This is a genomic window from Heyndrickxia acidicola (assembly GCF_001636425.1).
Lineage (GTDB): Bacteria > Bacillota > Bacilli > Bacillales > Bacillaceae_C > Bacillus_AE > Bacillus_AE acidicola.
The window spans coordinates 641034-656355 of record NZ_KV440953.1; the positions used below are offsets into that span (position 1 = coordinate 641034).

Here is a 15322-nt window from a genome sequence, read left to right on the forward strand (position 1 = left end):
GTGAGGACTATTGAATATATGGATACTTAATCCTAAGAAAGAAGTTATCGGTTCATTATCTAACGACTCAACATTAAGTTGTCCATTTTGGAATGATTTACAAATACAAAAGTTAACTGACTTTGACAGTAGTTACACATTTACAGTTCCTTGTAATCATGAAGAAAGCAACCTACTTATAGCAGGTAACATGATCGTTATTCCTGATTTAGATGATGACTTAATTCTTTACCGAATTACACAAGTTGAAGATGGGATATTAGACTCGACTAGTGGGGCACATACAAAAATAGTAACCTGTCTTGACCAGTATATTTTTGACCTAGTTAATACCTTTGTCAGTCCACAGACTTTCACTAATGGACTAGGTAGAGATATTTTTAACCATATCCTTGAAGGTACAGGATGGGTTGTAAATAGAGAAGAGTATATTGGGGCTATAAGTACTTTTACCATTGAGGAAAATACAACTGCACAGGCTGCTATGCAAGCTTTTGTAAGAAGTTCCACAGCATCAGACCCGAATAGTGGTTTAGATGCTACAGACATAACAAACTTTGTGTGTGAGCCTAAGTTCTACATTAAAATGGCTGGTGGACAAATCACAGATTATTGTGTTGATTTATTTGTTCAACGCGGTGAAGATACAGGAAAGCGATTTGAATATACAAAAGACATTGCGGGTGTAACTCGAACAGAAGATATTAGCAATCTTTATACAGCTCTCAAACTTGTTGGTGGTACTGATATTGATAAAAAATATACTGACACAGATGTTTTAGATGCAGACGGAAACCCAACTACAATTACAGTACGTTCAGTTAACAATCATCTTGATTATGTTTATGATGATGTGGCAAATGAGCTTTATAATCCTGGTGGTACTGGTTATCTAATGGGAATTGCAACAAACAGTACAATTACTGAACCTCAAGCTTTATTGAATTGGGGAAATAACAAATTAAAGCAATTTAACCATCCACAATATACCTATACTGTAGATGTTGTTATGTTAGAAGATTATGGATTTACTGCTGAACAAGTAAGACTTGGAGACAATGTAAGGGTATTAGACTTGTCTATGAATCCACCTCTTGTATTAGAAGCCAGAGTTATTGAAATGGATATCAGTTATAGTGACCCTTCACAAAACAAGGTTGTATTAGGTGATTATATTGAACTTTCTCTTGGTGATACACCTTCTCAAATTGACGGTTTAATAGGCAGGATAGACCAAGCGCAGTCCACTGCAGATGGTGCTGCAAGTACGGCAAGTAGTGCTCAAAGTACGGCTAATCAAGCTGCTTCAGATGCAAGTGATGCTAAACAAAAGGCTACTGATGCACTTACTTCTGCTAATGGAAAAAACACTAACTTTTATGGTGCTGATACCCCTGAAAATCCAATATCTGGTGACTTATGGTTTCAACCGACTAGTGGTGGAGGAGTAACCATCTTACAATATGATGGTACAGAGTGGAAGAGTAATATAGACCAAGGCATATTAGATGCACAAAAGGCAGCTTCAGATGCTAGTAAGACAGCAAGTGATGCACAAACAAGTGCGAATGGGAAAAATACAGTATATCGTCAATCCAATCAACCTACAGGAACATTTACAACAGGAGATATATGGTTTGATACATCTAATGGAAATCGTGCAAGCGTGTGGGATGGTTCAACTTGGCAATTATCACAATTCCAAGGTCTTGCAGTTGGTAATATTGATGCTGGTTCTATAACAACTGGATACCTGTCAGCATCAAGATTTTTAGCAAATAGTATTGATGCAAGTGTATTAAAAACTGGTTCAATAACTGCATATAACGGAATCATTGGAAGTTTGAATGCAAACAGTCTTATTACAGGAACAATAGATGCTAATTATGTAACAGTAAAAAACCTTACTGCAAGTTCCATTAGTTCATTGAATGGGGTTACGGCATCTGGTTCTTTTACAAGTCAATCTTCAAATGGAATGATAAGTACATTGAATGCGGGTTCTGTCAATGTTTCGATGACTTCTTGGGGTGCGAATAAAGGAATGACGATTAGCGCACAAGGTATTTCTTATGCTGACCCTTCAAATTATCACTCAAACTTTAATTTGAACATGAATGGCACTTCTGGAATTTCAATGTATTGTGATTATGGAATGATTTTCGGGGCTTCACTGGGCCCGATTGACTTTCAAGGTGCAAATGGTCACTTTTTCAGTTCTCAGGTTGGAATTGGAAATGTAAACATAAACAACAATACTATTACAAATACATCTACCAAACTATATGCAAATGGTTATGGTGGTGTTCAAATAACGGATACCAGTGGTAGTGCCGTTTTAAATGTAGGCGGTTCAAATACGGCTATAACTGGAAGTTTAACCACTACAAGCACTATTAGTTCTAACAGTACTGTATATGGTAGTAGTTTTTCAACTGGTGGCAATACTTCTACTGGTAGTTTATCAGTCAGTGGAACAAGTAGTTTTAGTGGTGTAATGAATAGTACTGGAACAGTCAACAATACCACAACATCAAGCGCAAACATGTACATAACTGTATCTGGTAACTTTGCTAAATCAACATCAGCTAGGAAATATAAATTAGATGAGCAACCAGTTGACAATTCAATAGCTTATAAAATATTAGATGTTGTTCCAAAAACTTGGTTTGATCGAAATGCATCAGAACAATATACTGCTTTGTTGAACAAAGAAATGGGCGTAAATCCTGATGGAACAACTACTACACCTGAAACTGTAACACAAGAAGAGTGGGATAATGTTCCATTCATCGAAAGAATACCAGGAGTTGTAGCGGAAGATGTAGAAGCAGCAGGACTTTCTCAGTATGTTGTTTATAATGATCCTGATGCAAATGGCAATCGTGAAATTGAAGGTGTACAGTATGACCGTTTATGGACATTGTTAATTCCTATTGTGAAAGAACTTAAACAAAATATGGACAATGTTTTAGAGCAAAATAACTCATTAATTACAAAAAATGCTAATCTAGAAAATAGAATAGCTACTTTAGAACAAACTTCAGGAGGTGCTTAAAGTGGGAAATGAATTTTATGAATTAGTTATTACTGATTTAAAAGAACAACTAGCCCTATTGTCAGATCAAAAAGCCGTACAAGTGGCTTTGAATATCATGAAACAAAATGAGATTACTAAGCTTCAAGAGCGAATAAAGGAACTGGAAGGTAATAAGAAAGGGGAAAATAAAGAATGAATATTATTTTAACAGGTATTAATTTTAATTACGCTAATGGCTTGAACGCTGCTTATACAGGAGTAAATCTTAATTTCAATAGCTCGGGTACAACTTACAATTTAAATGGTTACATTACTGTTACGAATGATCAATACGCAACTGCAGACGGAGATTCCGCAAAACTTACGGATTTAATTAAGCAACAAATTATTACTAACTTGAACAGCACAACACCTACAGCATAAGGTGTTTTTTTTATGCTTAAAAACACTGGAAAAATATAAAACATTAATGGCGATCTATAAGGTCGCTTTTTTAAATAAAAGGAGTGAATCATTCATGGCATTACAAATATCAACGGATAAAAACAATTTATCAACAACAAAAGTCAGTTCCACCAATCCAATATCAACAACACATCCAGTATCTGGTTCTACAGTCCCTCTCACGCTTTATCTATGGAATGATGATGCTACAAAGAAATACACTGGAATTACAATTGATCCAGTTGACACAACAGGTTCAGATGAAAGTTCATGGATTGCGCTTGCTCCTGACAATGCTGGTAATGCAGGTACTTATTTAGCTGGAAGTGCTGCTTTATCAATGGCAGATATTAATGATTCAAATGTAGCGCATGCTTTCTGGTATCAATGTACCACGCCTACTCTTACAGACTCACAGAATAAAACTGATATTCAATTAAATGTATCCTTTACAGAATTTGCGGTTTAATGCCTATGTTTTATTATCTTGTTTCTAAAATCGGCAGTGGAACGGATACTGATCCATTCAGGCCGAATTATATCGGTTCCTATGTTTGGAATCCTGATGACGGATATATGGGATTATTTTTAATGGCTATTCCTGTTTTTTCCTCATCTTTAACTCCTGTTCCAGACTTACAACAAGCCTGTAATGAGCGAAATCTAAATATAGAAGATGTTCAATCTTGGCATTGTAGCGGGTAGGTGGTAGCTAGTGACAGTAGTGTTTAAAGACTCATTCACAGATAATAACACAGACTTAAATAACCATACTCCGGATATAGGCAGTAAATGGTTGATTGGACAAAATGGCGGAGGAAAGAATATAACGCCATCATCTTCCCTTAGTAATAACTCTTTGGATGTTTTTTATATCAAAGGAAATACGTTAGTAGCGAACAATCCTAGAGCATCAGCTATTCAATACCTGAGTGGAAATTCTGATGGTACGGTAAAGTTAACATTTGTTACTTTGCAAGGGTATGATCGTCTTTATTTCCGATATCAAGATAATTCTAATTACTGGATGATAGTCAATTATTCGGGACAATGGCAACTTTGGAAAGTAGCAAATGGAGCATCTTCAACTATCGCCAGTGGCGGAATTACAGCTAATGGAGATATAGCTTCTGTTAGCCTAAATGGCAATTCAATCACCTGGTCTGTTAATGGAGTTTCACAAGGTACTGTTACAGATACATTTAACCAAACGGCTACAGGTTATGGAGTAATGGGGTACTATGCAAATACAGCCTTTGAGGATTTTCAAGTTGAATCGCTAACCACCGGAACACCTGGAACTAAAACATATAATACTAAACAAAGTATCTATAAACAGGGAACGATCTCAAATATTGCAAAACAGACTATTTTTAGATTGAGTACACTCCTTGAAAACACAAAACAAGCAATCTATAGTAGCAAACAATCCTGTTTCAATACAAAGCAAGTACTATACCGTTTTGGGATTAAAAATGAATATACGAAGCAGATAATTCATAAATCTAACTCATTTGCAGTGAGTACAAAACAGGTTATTTATAAAGAGGGATTATTATTCTGTAGTACAAAACAGTCCGTTTTCAAACAAACAAATTATTTCTTTACCACAAAGCAAAATATTATTTCTGGAAAGGTGCTTTTATTCAATACAAAGCAAATAGTCTATAAGACTAATAAAATCCCTATAAATACCCTTCAAATCACTTATAAAACATTTTCTATTAATAATCAGACAAAGCAGTCTGTTTTCAAATTGGATGTAGCCAGTTTTAACACATTGCAAAACATTTCTGCTGATTATCTTATCTTTAAGAAGATCATTAAAATACCATTGTCCATTACTAAAAAAATATCTGTACCATTATCTATTACTAAAAAAGTATCTGTACCATTGAAGGTATAAAGAAGGTGATATTCTATGTCTGAAATTAAAGCTGGTAGTAACGGAGTTATACTCGAACATCCAATTACCTGTGATGGAGAAATTGTACTTCTTACTGGATCTACGGTTACAGTAGTATTTAAAACTAGCAAAAGAAGGTTTGAAAAACAAGCTCAAATAACAGATGATGTGAACGGAATTTGCCAGGTAACGTTAACTTCCGATGATCTTTCAGAAGAAGGAGTATATGAGTTGCAAGGAACAGTTTATGAAGCATCAGGAAGCCTATTTATCAGCGATATTGTTTATATAAAAATTGGTGAAAAGATTTAAATTTGGACTCGGACTCTATTTCCGAGTCTTTTTAATTTCTGAAGGAGGTGAGCACGTGGAACCAAAGGATACAGAGCGTATTGCAGTATTAGAAAGCAAGTTAGATACGCTTACTCGAATTGAATCAAAATTAGACAACTTGACTGGTACATTTTTACCGAGAAATGAGGCAGAACTTAGGTTTAAATCAATTGAAAAAGACATGAGTGACGCAAAGGACAATAAGCGTGCTAATGGAGCTTTAATTATGAGCATTATAACAATTTTAGTAACAATCGGATTAACAATACTTAAATTAAGATAAATTGACGGGAGTGTTAAAAATGATGAAATATTTATCAGATACAAATTGGTGGAAACAAACTAGTCTAAAAGTTGGTGGCTTTTTAACTTCAGTATTGGGTGCTTTAAGTTTATTGAATATTCATTTCGAATGGCTCACTGCAAATTCAATAAATGCTGTAGTTTCAATTATCGGTGCTTTCGGTGTCTTCTTTGTAGGATGTTTGGCGACTCTTATCAATACATACTTGACTGATCGTAGTAAACAAGAAGCAAAAGCTATTGCTGATGACTATGTATCTAAACAACTAGCAGCAGAACAAGCGGAAATTGACAAAATCAAAGAAGCAGTAGCACAAATACAAGCTGAAAAAGAAGCTAAAGTGGAAAATCCACAAGCATAATAAAGGAGGTATTATAAATGAGTTATCCAATTACACAAAGTTTTATTCCAGGATTGCCTAAAAATCCATATAGAAATGGTGTAGGAGCTTATGAAGGGGTAGTAGCTCATTCTACAGATGATTTAAATGCTACAGCACAAAATATCCATGATTTTGAAGCGAGAACATATAACAATGCTTTTGTTCAATTTGCTGTAGATTGGACATGTATAATACAATTTGCAGACACGAATTACGGAGCGTATGGCGCAGGTTATAATGCAAATCAGCGCTTTGTTCATGTGGAATTATGTGAAACGAATGATCCTGACAAATTCAAAGAATCATACAGCCGTTATGTATGGATTCTTGCTAAAATTCTTCATGATAGGAAATTAGGAGTATCAGAAAAAGCATCATTTTGGACTCATGCAGATGTACACGCCACATGGCCACAAGATACAACACATACTGATCCAGTTGAATATCTACAAAGTCATGGTGTTTCAGTTAGCCAATTAGTCTCTGATGTTAAGGCACAATATAATGCTATGGATGTTAGCATAGCTACAGTTCCACAGAAAGCACCTTCAAGTAATTCTAACTCATCAGCATCTGGTTTGGTTACAGTATTAGCTTCTTCGCTTTATTATTATAATAAGCCAGATTGGAACGCAAAAGCAGGTACTGTAACAAAAGGAGAAGCCTTTACAGTTGTTGATACAGTGACAGTAAATGGCAGCAAAATGTATAAATTAAAATCAGGCAATTACATAACTGCAAATCCACAATACGTAAAATATACAAATTAGAAATAAAGAGAGTTTACTAGGAAAAATTTACATGGTAATATAATGGTAACTCTGTTCTTTACTTTATTACTCATTTTTTACAAGATGTAAAGCCCTTCTCTAATGAGAGGGGCTATTTTTTATTTCTTCATGTATTTTATTCCACTTCTGCAAGGATTCTTCAGGAAGTGTCTTTCTGGCAACCTCATTCGAGTAATGATTATAAAACTGCATTTTATTATCATGCTCATACTTAGCTGCTTCTTTATAATGGTCTTCACAGAAATAAAGAATCTCATCTTTATTCCACTTTTTAACAGGGTATGTTCCTTCTTTACGAGCACAGTACAGACATTTAACCATTAAAATAACCTTATTTATTTCATGTATTTATTCATTTTTTGTGCTTTACGTGCTGCAGCTTTAGCTTCTCTTTCTTCTTTAGCGTCACCAAGTTTCTTCATTAACCAGAACCAAAAAGGTAATGTTATTAAACCTACCCAAAAAATCCACCATTCACCAGAAAACCATCCCATAAACATTAAGAAGAATGGCAATAAGACAATTGCAATTCCTATGGAATACACTGCAAATGCTATCCCAATTCCAATTAAGACAATTAATAATAGCGTTCCCAATTAATCCTCTCCTTTGATTTACCTGGATAATTTGGTGAATACTACATTAGGCTGAATACATTACGTTATCAAGTGTTTTCTGACCACTCATATAAATCATCTACTTTGACTTCTAATAATTCAGCTAAATCCCATAACTCAGGAGGAGAAGGATAAGATTTACCTGTACACCAATTAGATATTGTATTGGCAGTCTTATTATACCTCTTTCTTAAATACTCCCTATTGTAATCTGATTTATGGACAAGCCATCCAATATTACTCTTCAATTTTCTCATATCATCACCTGATATTAATATTCTAGATAAACATAATTATTCCCTTTCACAATTTAATTTGGAAATATCACATAAAAATGTTATAAGACAATCATACCTGTTAGTATGCTATATCAAATACCAAATCACTTGCTAACCTAGTAGCTTGTTCGGGAATATGCCAGATCCTTTCCTATCAATAGATGTTTAAGCTGTTTTCAAATGCTAATTTACAGAGATAACTTATTCTATAAGTTCTAATGAGGTGGCGTTGAAGGGAGGAGAATTTGCATTATGATTTTTGAAGCATTGACTAGTGCTATTTTTGGGGGCTTGGCTTTGAAAGCTCATTTGAAGAAAGAGGGGATAGGAGGAAATGACTCACAAAAAATTCAAAAATTATTTTCTGTTTCTGGATTGAATGTAAAAGACGGAAACCAAACCTACACATCACAATTGATAAGGAAGATAAATCATGATTGGGGAACAGAGTACAAATATCGAATACCAAGAGGAAGAAGTTTTGAGGACTATGAAGCAAAGATAAACGTGCTTAAAGCAGGATTAAACACTAAAGGGTATAAATTCAATCTTAAGCAGTTAAAGGATTTGAAGTTTGATAAGAACATAATTGAAAATATTAAGGATCTATACGTCAAAGAAATGACTGATAATAAGGAAATTGAATTGTCTTGGGATGGTATGTTGAATATTCGTGTATACAATGAGCCATTACCAACAGAAATTCCATTTATTAAAGGTACTGGATGGAAAGTAGCCTTTGGAATGACAAGGGAGAAAAATAAAATAATATATCACGATTTTGAAGAGTTTCCTAACTTTGTAGAAGGTGGCACTGCAAGATATGGTAAGTCTAATCTTATCAACGTCATAATTACATCTTTAATTCAACAGAAGCGAAACAGCGTTAAATTGCATCTAATTGATTTAAAAGGTGGGATTGAACTTTGTGATTATGCAAATATAAAACAGTGTGTAAACATTGCCTATGAGCCAGAAGAAGCTTATAAAGTGTTATCAAATGCTTATGATGAAATGAAAAAAATGCAAACTAGGATAAGAAAGCTTGGTAAAAAGAAAATACAGGATACTAATATTCAGGAAAGGCATTTTATTATTATTGATGAAGTGGGAGAGTTAAATCCTGAGGAAGCTGTTGATAAAAAAGATGAGAAAGATACTGCTGGAAACATAATTAAAATGAGTGAAAAGACTCTTAAACTTGAATGTAAAAAGTTAATGAGTCAAATTGCAAGGTTAGGTTCAGGGTTAGGTTTTAGGCTTATACTTGCTACTCAATATCCAACTGGTGATATTGTCCCACGGCAATGTAAACAAAATAGCGATGCAAAATTATGTTTCCGTGTTCAATCTGGAACAGCTTCAAAAGTTGTTTTAGATGAAACAGGAGCAGAAGACCTTCCACCAATTAGAGGTAGGGCTATTTATCAAATGGCTGAAAAAAGAGTTATTATTCAAGTTCCAAAAATTGATGATAAGACAATTCAAGATACAATCAAACCTCACATTGTAAAGAAAGGGGTTAATAAGATTGCAAACAATAAGACTGACGGAGAGAGAAGAAAAAATATTGCTGTCCTTGAAAGAACTCGACTTTCTTAGTAGGGATCAAATAGCCACAATTCACAATTTAGGCAAAGTAAGAAATACTAACAGAATCCTCAAAGACTTATCCATCTTCCTATCATCCTACAGAGAAGAATATTCCACAGTTTATTATCTCAATGCTCTTGGTCGTGATTATGTTGGTTCAGAAAAAGTAAGAAGGAAGAATCAATTTGTTAACCATGTATTAATGAGGAATGACTTTTACATTTACATGAAGTGTCCTGTACATTGGGAAAATGAAATTAAAGTAAAAGATGAGGAACATTCAGTTATTTGTGATTCCTTATTTACAAAGCTTAACCGTAAATATTTTCTTGAAGTTGATTCTACACAGAAGATGAAAATTAACCGTGAAAAGGTAAAGCAGTATTTAGGGCTTTACAGAAGTGATTCATTAAAGAATTTATTTAGTCATAATCCAGGCTTAATTTGGATTACAACTACAGAATTAAGAAGACAACAACTAAGAGAACTATGTAAGGACTTTCCTATAAAAGTTAGTGTGTATACAATCAATGACATTAAATAGGGGGAATTACAATGACGGCGCATACAATTAAATTTCATGATTTTATGAGTGGAGATTATAAGGCCAAAAAGAAAGCACGTAGAAATAAAATCATTAAAAATACAGTTAGCATTGCAAGTTCAGTCACAATTCCCCTTCTGCTTACTGGTGGAGTTGGTGCAGTTGGATTAGTAATGGCTGGAGTAAAAACAGTCGCTGCTACAACAAACTCAGTAACTGTAAATGGAGCTGTAGCTGTTCCAGTTGGTGTCAATGAATACTTAGGTGAAAATACAATCAGAACGTTAGCACACGCTTTAGATCCTCTTATTGATATCCTTGTTGCAATATCCCTTCCAGTTGCATCAGTTGTAATGATTGGTGGTTGTTTTTACTTCTTATTAGGTAAACCAGAGAAGGCATGGCAGGCAATTCAGAATGCAGGATTAGGTTATGTATTGATTCAGTTGAGTCCGTTGTTTATCAAGGTACTGGAACAAGTAGGGAAAGCAGTATAATCCGTGTGGTAAATGCAAGAAGTGGAGAAATAAAAAAAGCGCTTATTATAGCGCTCTAGGTATACGTTCAAAAAGGTAAAAGGTGACACGTACGGATTTTTAGGCGGTCTATTGATTAATGGCGGATAATCAACAGAAATACGTTTACTAACGGTCAGTTAAAAGCAAATTGTTGCACCAATAATAATCAACAGAATGAAAAGAACGATGATTAAAGCGAACCATTGGCCACCACCACCGTAGCCGCCGCCGTAGCCATAACCGCCGCCACAGCCACAGCCACCATAGCCGCCGAAGCCTCCACCAAACATACATTTCACCACCTTTTGGTTGGGATAGTGTACATTATGCTGAATTGACTGAAATGGTATGGGCTCCGTATTAATCCAGCTATCTCCCATGTTTATTAAGATGGTGGAGCAGGTAGGGAAAACAGTATAAAAGGTATAGCTGAATCATATTCAAATCATTCCGATAATATACTTATATAGATATTGGAGGGATTTAAATTGTTATCTAAAATAAAGGGTGTAAAGTACTTACCAGAATATACCTATCCAAGGTACAAAGTAAAACTTGAAAGTCCTGAAGGGAAATATCTAATAATATTGTTTGATTATACACAAACTTCTCCAATGAAAAGCTACAAGCCATTAAAAGTATATTATGACGGAGAGTTTAAGGAAGCAAAACTTTCATGGTATACACAGGAAGTGGAGAAAATGACTGTCTCGGAATTTTTAAGTATTATTGCAGATAAAATTGATAAGAAATACAATGTTAATTCACAAGGATAAGGTTATATAAACGTAAGGTATAGGGTATTCCCTGTATCTTTTTCTATTTATTAAACAAATTATATTGAAAAAAGCTTATACTAACTTATTTAATATAATTAATCTGAATTATTTGACAAATAAAGATATATAGATATAATTAGTGCTTAGAGTTAAATGTGAACGGGAGGTTAGTTATGCTTGATATTGAATTGAAAGTTGATGAAAAAGAAATAAGAAGATTATATCTTGAAAAACTAGACGAGCATATTGAGAAAATCGATAAAGAACGCACCTTTTGGGATACAAAGGAACTGCAACGACAAACAATGTTAAGTTGGAGCACTATTCAGAATGAATTTTTTTATGATGAGCGTTTTCCTAAATATAAGTTGGGACGTAAATGGATGTTTCCAGCTAAGAAGACAAGAGAGTTTTTATTGATGTGGATTGAGGAACAGAAGAGAAGATGATATAGAAAAAATACGATACAGAGTACGTTTTTAAAGGTTAATAAAGTTTAAATATACATTATATGTTGTAAATTTTAGAAATAGCCCTTATAATTCAAAGTAAGTTCATAAAATGTTGATGACTAATTAATATGTGGGAGTATTAATTGTATCAAAACGTGATAATACCAAGCTTCTTAGATAATTGAATTTCTTCGGCTTTTTCTCAAAATGTCGGGCTTGTTCAATTATCCGGCATTAAGAAAAACCAAATTATTTATTTGGTTGGCGGCTTTTTGCTCATATTAGGCCTGATCCCGAAAATAGGTGCTATGACTACCATCATTCCTTCAGCCGTTCTGGGCGGAGCCATGATTGCCATGTTTGGAATGGTTATTGCATCCGGGATCAAGATGCTAAGCAGGGTCGATTTTACTTCAAATGAAAATTTACTGATTATAGCTTGTTCAGTAGGGATGGGACTTGGTGTGACGGTCGTGCCAAATCTTTTTGCCCACCTTCCTCAAAGCGTTCAAATCTTGACGAGCAACGGAATCGTAATAGGAAGCTTAACAGCAATCCTATTAAATCTGGTATTTAATGCTGCAGCTAAACAAAAAGAAAAAGCCAGCTCATTAACCAGCAAGGCATCTTAGTGTTTAAAACAACAATGGATTAGGCTGCTTACGTAAACTTTGTTGCTATTGGACACTAAGATATCATTGTAAATATATGTTTAGTATTAAAACTTGCGAAAAGCTTACGAAAAGATGCCACGAAGACAGCCAACTCACGAAATAATCCTTTGTACGTAAAGTAACAATCTATGCGAAAACACCCAAGGATAAAATAAAGGCTATGTTAAAATTCTATGTTGAAAAACAAATGAGTCCTTTAACAAAGCCAAAATAAATAAAATAAATGGAGCCTGCTTTGTTTCAGTGAGAAATAATGCAGGCTTTTTATTGCATCTATCCTGCCCTTTTTGCTTTAGAAAAGTCAGCTAGATGCTAACGATTTTTAATAATAGGCTGCTGCAAATCCGCAGTATCTATTAATGGATTTTCACTTTTAATTGTATTTGCAGTCACAAATGCACCAACGTTTATTCCTCCGGCACCGTAAGAGAATTTAAACACCTCTTTAGGTGAAAGGAAAGATGAATTACCAAAATGAACCCCCGCAGTTCCGCTTGCCTGCAATATTTGTACGGATTTAATAAATGACGGCATCCTTATCAGCCTCCCAATCAGTCATACGCTAATGTATGTTTATAATAATGAAATGTGAAGGGCAAAAAAGCCTGTTAAAATAGATTGTTGCTATTCATTAATGTTAAATAGCAACAATTTTGACAAAAAGAGATTTATAAAAAACAATTGTTTCCTTAATAAAAAAAATAGAAGCTTATGGTATCTTTTTTTAGGTGCATAGCTGAGGTGTTTTTAAGCCTGTTGAGGATCTGAAGGCTGAAAATTGCCCTTAAAGGTATGCATGAATTATGCTTTTAAATCCTTTTGATCTACGTTGAGTTCTATTAAATTGCCATCGGGATCAGCACAGTATATTTGAGCGAACCCACTGATACTGTTAGGCTTTTCCAATGTTTCAATTCCATGCATTTTAAGCCACTCTAGGGTCTTATGATAATCTTTTACCCGCAGCGCAAAGTGGCCTTCATCACTGTTAAGGCTTTTGTCTTCACGAAATGTTTCTGCGTTAGGATAGACAATAAGGTGAAGCTGCTGATTAGGGGTAACCTCGTACCAAGCCCCAGAAATGTCAAAATTGGGCCGCTTAATTTCTTTTAAACAGAGAATGCTGCTATAAAATTGTTTTGCTTTCTCAAGATTTCTTACCGTCAAGCTTACATGATGCAATGACTCTATTTCTATCATTTTTAACAACTCCTTAATTGAAAACTATTTGAAGTATACTAATTTTACCATAAAGCAGGCATAATGCTATTAAGCATAATCTGTGTTTTATAACTACTAAAAGTGAATAATGAAATATTTCCATGAAATAACTAGCACAAATTAGAATATCATTCATAGACTATTAGAAAGCATATACGAAAAGAGTGAAAAAATATGGAAAAATTTTATTGCGAACACTGCAGAACTTTAACGGATAAAGCTGGAAAATGTGAGCATTGCGGCCATCACGTTGAACGGAAGATTCTTATTCAGGTTCAATATCAAGTAAACAATGGAACAACTTCCGAGGAGGATTGATCCGCTTTTTTATAAAGGGAACTATAAATTTTTTTTATTAATTAATGTTGTCTCTGCTCAACTCCAGCGCCTATCGGCTAGCGGATTTCTGCGTCCCCTCACTAAGATAAGTCAGCATCAGCTCGTGCCTCGCTGTGTTTCCTTTACCTCAGGCGAAGACTCTAAAATCTGTACGCCGATGAGTAAGGCGCTTTCTCTTTTCTTACTATATTAATCCAATGTGATAAAATAATAATGAATATTTAGACGAAGGAGGAGTAATGGTGTATTTACCTTCATTTAGTTTAGACGGAAAGATCGCCATAGTAACAGGTGCAGGAAGAGGAATTGGACAGGCAATTGCCATTGGATTTGCTGAAGCCGGCGCAGACGTGGCATTGCTTTCTAGAACGGAAGTGGATCTGAAAAAAACAGCCGCTGAAGTGGAACGCTTTGGGAGAAAAGCATACATAATTCCTTGTGATGTAACCAAAAGAGATGAAGTGAAAAATGCCATAGCTCTTGTTGCAGAAGAGGCAGGCAAGATTGATATTCTTGTGAATAATGCTGGGATGAATATCCGGTCAAGAGCTTTGGAAGCAACAGATGAAGAATGGCAAACCATAATGGATACCAATTTAAAATCAGCTTTTATGGCATCACAGGAAGCAGGAATGTATTTCAAAGAACAGAGTGGCGGCAGGATCATCAACATTACATCAGTAGGAGGACATGTTGCCTTAAGAACCGGTGTTGTATACGCGGCAACAAAGGCTGCACTGATTCAAATGACAAAAGTGCTTGCCCTGGAATGGGGGCAGTATAATGTGAATATTAATGCAATCGGACCATGGTATTTTAGGACTCCTTTAACAAAAGCATTATTAGAGGATGAAGAGTATGTAAATGATATTCTAGCGGTTACCCCTTTAAAAAGAATTGGAGAATTGGAAGAATTAGTAGGACCTGCAGTATTTTTTGCGTCAGATGCTTCCAAATATATCACCGGCCAGACCTTATTCGTGGATGGCGGGATGACCATTCATGGATTTTAAAGCTTTTAAGCAAATTAATTCGGAAAGTATAAAATTTTTTATTAAATAGGCTGTGTTAACGGACACAATTGTTTTTTAGTGAAACGTCTGTTTC

At 34.8% G+C, this 15322-nt stretch carries 22 protein-coding genes and 1 pseudogene; 17 read left to right on the forward strand and 6 right to left on the reverse strand.

What is annotated here, in order from left to right:
- Window positions 1–10: 10 nt before the first annotated feature.
- The 9 genes from A5N88_RS03000 (at window position 11) to A5N88_RS03040 (ending at window position 7179) form a co-directional block, all read left to right on the forward strand.
- Window positions 11–3058 (forward strand): phage tail spike protein, encoded by a 3048-nt coding sequence (locus tag A5N88_RS03000; protein ID WP_066262882.1) that lies wholly within the window; start codon window positions 11–13, stop codon window positions 3056–3058.
- Between the two features lies 1 nt (window position 3059).
- On the forward strand, window positions 3060–3236 hold the full coding sequence (locus tag A5N88_RS24660) for a hypothetical protein (RefSeq protein WP_157090585.1): 177 nt from the start codon (window positions 3060–3062) through the stop codon (window positions 3234–3236).
- Window positions 3233–3463 (forward strand): hypothetical protein, encoded by a 231-nt coding sequence (locus A5N88_RS03005; RefSeq protein ID WP_066262884.1) that lies wholly within the window; start codon window positions 3233–3235, stop codon window positions 3461–3463. Before A5N88_RS24660 ends, A5N88_RS03005 begins: the two co-directional genes overlap by 4 nt.
- Window positions 3464–3557: 94 nt before the next feature.
- Window positions 3558–3953: a hypothetical protein gene (locus A5N88_RS03010; protein WP_066262886.1), complete on the forward strand. Its 396-nt coding sequence runs from the start codon at window positions 3558–3560 to the stop codon at window positions 3951–3953.
- A 246-nt stretch (window positions 3954–4199) separates the two neighbouring features.
- A complete protein-coding gene (locus A5N88_RS03020) occupies window positions 4200–5390 on the forward strand; it encodes a hypothetical protein (RefSeq protein WP_066262890.1) in 1191 nt (396 codons plus the stop codon).
- 15 nt (window positions 5391–5405) lie between these two features.
- Window positions 5406–5702 carry a type 2 periplasmic-binding domain-containing protein gene (locus A5N88_RS03025; RefSeq protein ID WP_066262891.1) on the forward strand — a complete coding sequence of 99 codons (297 nt, stop codon included), beginning with the start codon at window positions 5406–5408 and terminating at the stop codon, window positions 5700–5702.
- A 55-nt stretch (window positions 5703–5757) separates the two neighbouring features.
- On the forward strand, window positions 5758–6006 hold the full coding sequence (locus A5N88_RS03030; RefSeq protein ID WP_066262894.1) for a hypothetical protein: 249 nt from the start codon (window positions 5758–5760) through the stop codon (window positions 6004–6006).
- 19 nt (window positions 6007–6025) lie between these two features.
- On the forward strand, window positions 6026–6388 hold the full coding sequence (locus A5N88_RS03035; RefSeq protein ID WP_066262896.1) for an EMC3/TMCO1 family protein: 363 nt from the start codon (window positions 6026–6028) through the stop codon (window positions 6386–6388).
- A 17-nt stretch (window positions 6389–6405) separates the two neighbouring features.
- The gene (locus A5N88_RS03040) at window positions 6406–7179 is read left to right on the forward strand and encodes a DUF5776 domain-containing protein (RefSeq protein WP_066262899.1); all 774 of its coding nucleotides are present in this window, start codon (window positions 6406–6408) and stop codon (window positions 7177–7179) included.
- Between the two features lie 99 nt (window positions 7180–7278).
- Here the strand turns inward: A5N88_RS03040 and A5N88_RS03045 are convergent, their stop codons facing one another.
- The 3 genes from A5N88_RS03045 to A5N88_RS03055 form a co-directional block, all read right to left on the reverse strand.
- A complete protein-coding gene (locus A5N88_RS03045) occupies window positions 7279–7521 on the reverse strand; it encodes a hypothetical protein (protein ID WP_066262903.1) in 243 nt (80 codons plus the stop codon).
- 14 nt (window positions 7522–7535) lie between these two features.
- A complete protein-coding gene (locus tag A5N88_RS03050) occupies window positions 7536–7796 on the reverse strand; it encodes a hypothetical protein (protein ID WP_066262906.1) in 261 nt (86 codons plus the stop codon).
- A gap of 68 nt (window positions 7797–7864) precedes the next feature.
- The gene (locus A5N88_RS03055) at window positions 7865–8074 is read right to left on the reverse strand and encodes a helix-turn-helix transcriptional regulator (protein ID WP_066262908.1); all 210 of its coding nucleotides are present in this window, start codon (window positions 8072–8074) and stop codon (window positions 7865–7867) included.
- A gap of 273 nt (window positions 8075–8347) precedes the next feature.
- On the opposite strand from A5N88_RS03055, the gene A5N88_RS03060 reads away from it, so the two are divergent.
- The 3 genes from A5N88_RS03060 to A5N88_RS03070 are packed head-to-tail and all read left to right on the forward strand — an operon-like array spanning window position 8348 to window position 10729.
- Window positions 8348–9697 (forward strand): FtsK/SpoIIIE domain-containing protein, encoded by a 1350-nt coding sequence (locus tag A5N88_RS03060; RefSeq protein WP_066262910.1) that lies wholly within the window; start codon window positions 8348–8350, stop codon window positions 9695–9697.
- Window positions 9627–10232 carry a replication-relaxation family protein gene (locus A5N88_RS03065; RefSeq protein WP_157090586.1) on the forward strand — a complete coding sequence of 202 codons (606 nt, stop codon included), beginning with the start codon at window positions 9627–9629 and terminating at the stop codon, window positions 10230–10232. The genes A5N88_RS03060 and A5N88_RS03065 overlap by 71 nt, the downstream gene beginning before the upstream one ends.
- Window positions 10233–10243: 11 nt before the next feature.
- A complete protein-coding gene (locus A5N88_RS03070) occupies window positions 10244–10729 on the forward strand; it encodes a hypothetical protein (RefSeq protein WP_066262912.1) in 486 nt (161 codons plus the stop codon).
- 158 nt (window positions 10730–10887) lie between these two features.
- On the opposite strand, the gene A5N88_RS03075 is transcribed toward A5N88_RS03070, so the two are convergent.
- A complete protein-coding gene (locus A5N88_RS03075) occupies window positions 10888–11040 on the reverse strand; it encodes a YjcZ family sporulation protein (protein WP_066262917.1) in 153 nt (50 codons plus the stop codon).
- Window positions 11041–11238: 198 nt separating this feature from the next.
- Here A5N88_RS03075 and A5N88_RS03080 point away from each other — a divergent pair, with 198 nt between their 5' ends.
- The 3 genes and pseudogenes from A5N88_RS03080 to A5N88_RS03090 form a co-directional block, all read left to right on the forward strand.
- Entirely contained in the window at window positions 11239–11526 is a 288-nt protein-coding gene (locus A5N88_RS03080) for a hypothetical protein (protein WP_066262919.1), read from the forward strand.
- Window positions 11527–11702: 176 nt separating this feature from the next.
- A complete protein-coding gene (locus A5N88_RS03085; RefSeq protein ID WP_066262921.1) occupies window positions 11703–11978 on the forward strand; it encodes a group-specific protein in 276 nt (91 codons plus the stop codon).
- A gap of 194 nt (window positions 11979–12172) precedes the next feature.
- Window positions 12173–12613 (forward strand): annotated as a pseudogene (locus tag A5N88_RS03090) (solute carrier family 23 protein); the annotation flags it as partial.
- A gap of 354 nt (window positions 12614–12967) precedes the next feature.
- Here the strand turns inward: A5N88_RS03090 and A5N88_RS03095 are convergent.
- Window positions 12968–13189 carry a spore germination protein gene (locus A5N88_RS03095; RefSeq protein ID WP_066262925.1) on the reverse strand — a complete coding sequence of 74 codons (222 nt, stop codon included), beginning with the start codon at window positions 13187–13189 and terminating at the stop codon, window positions 12968–12970.
- A 267-nt stretch (window positions 13190–13456) separates the two neighbouring features.
- Window positions 13457–13855: a VOC family protein gene (locus A5N88_RS03100; protein ID WP_066262927.1), complete on the reverse strand. Its 399-nt coding sequence runs from the start codon at window positions 13853–13855 to the stop codon at window positions 13457–13459.
- A 195-nt stretch (window positions 13856–14050) separates the two neighbouring features.
- Between A5N88_RS03100 and A5N88_RS25400 the strand changes: the two genes are divergently transcribed.
- Window positions 14051–14194, forward strand: a complete 144-nt coding sequence (locus A5N88_RS25400; protein ID WP_198160165.1) for a hypothetical protein — start codon at window positions 14051–14053, stop codon at window positions 14192–14194.
- Between the two features lie 263 nt (window positions 14195–14457).
- Window positions 14458–15228 (forward strand): SDR family NAD(P)-dependent oxidoreductase, encoded by a 771-nt coding sequence (locus A5N88_RS03105; RefSeq protein WP_066262929.1) that lies wholly within the window; start codon window positions 14458–14460, stop codon window positions 15226–15228.
- Window positions 15229–15322 lie beyond the last annotated feature (94 nt).

Excerpts from the sequence above, each read along its gene's own strand:
- A5N88_RS03075 (WP_066262917.1), bottom strand. The coding sequence starts at position 11,040 with ATGTTTGGTGGAGGCTTCGGCGGCTATGGTGGCTGTGGCTGTGGCGGC.
- A5N88_RS25400 (WP_198160165.1), top strand. The coding sequence starts at position 14,051 with ATGGAAAAATTTTATTGCGAACACTGCAGAACTTTAACGGATAAAGCT.
- A5N88_RS03010 (WP_066262886.1), top strand. The coding sequence starts at position 3,558 with ATGGCATTACAAATATCAACGGATAAAAACAATTTATCAACAACAAAA.
- A5N88_RS03035 (WP_066262896.1), top strand. The coding sequence starts at position 6,026 with ATGATGAAATATTTATCAGATACAAATTGGTGGAAACAAACTAGTCTA.
- A5N88_RS03095 (WP_066262925.1), bottom strand. The coding sequence starts at position 13,189 with ATGCCGTCATTTATTAAATCCGTACAAATATTGCAGGCAAGCGGAACT.
- A5N88_RS03060 (WP_066262910.1), top strand. The coding sequence starts at position 8,348 with ATGATTTTTGAAGCATTGACTAGTGCTATTTTTGGGGGCTTGGCTTTG.
- A5N88_RS03025 (WP_066262891.1), top strand. The coding sequence starts at position 5,406 with ATGTCTGAAATTAAAGCTGGTAGTAACGGAGTTATACTCGAACATCCA.
- A5N88_RS03085 (WP_066262921.1), top strand. The coding sequence starts at position 11,703 with ATGCTTGATATTGAATTGAAAGTTGATGAAAAAGAAATAAGAAGATTA.
- A5N88_RS03005 (WP_066262884.1), top strand. The coding sequence starts at position 3,233 with ATGAATATTATTTTAACAGGTATTAATTTTAATTACGCTAATGGCTTG.
- A5N88_RS03100 (WP_066262927.1), bottom strand. The coding sequence starts at position 13,855 with ATGATAGAAATAGAGTCATTGCATCATGTAAGCTTGACGGTAAGAAAT.
- A5N88_RS03040 (WP_066262899.1), top strand. The coding sequence starts at position 6,406 with ATGAGTTATCCAATTACACAAAGTTTTATTCCAGGATTGCCTAAAAAT.
- A5N88_RS03070 (WP_066262912.1), top strand. The coding sequence starts at position 10,244 with ATGACGGCGCATACAATTAAATTTCATGATTTTATGAGTGGAGATTAT.
- A5N88_RS03045 (WP_066262903.1), bottom strand. The coding sequence starts at position 7,521 with ATGGTTAAATGTCTGTACTGTGCTCGTAAAGAAGGAACATACCCTGTT.
- A5N88_RS03055 (WP_066262908.1), bottom strand. The coding sequence starts at position 8,074 with ATGAGAAAATTGAAGAGTAATATTGGATGGCTTGTCCATAAATCAGAT.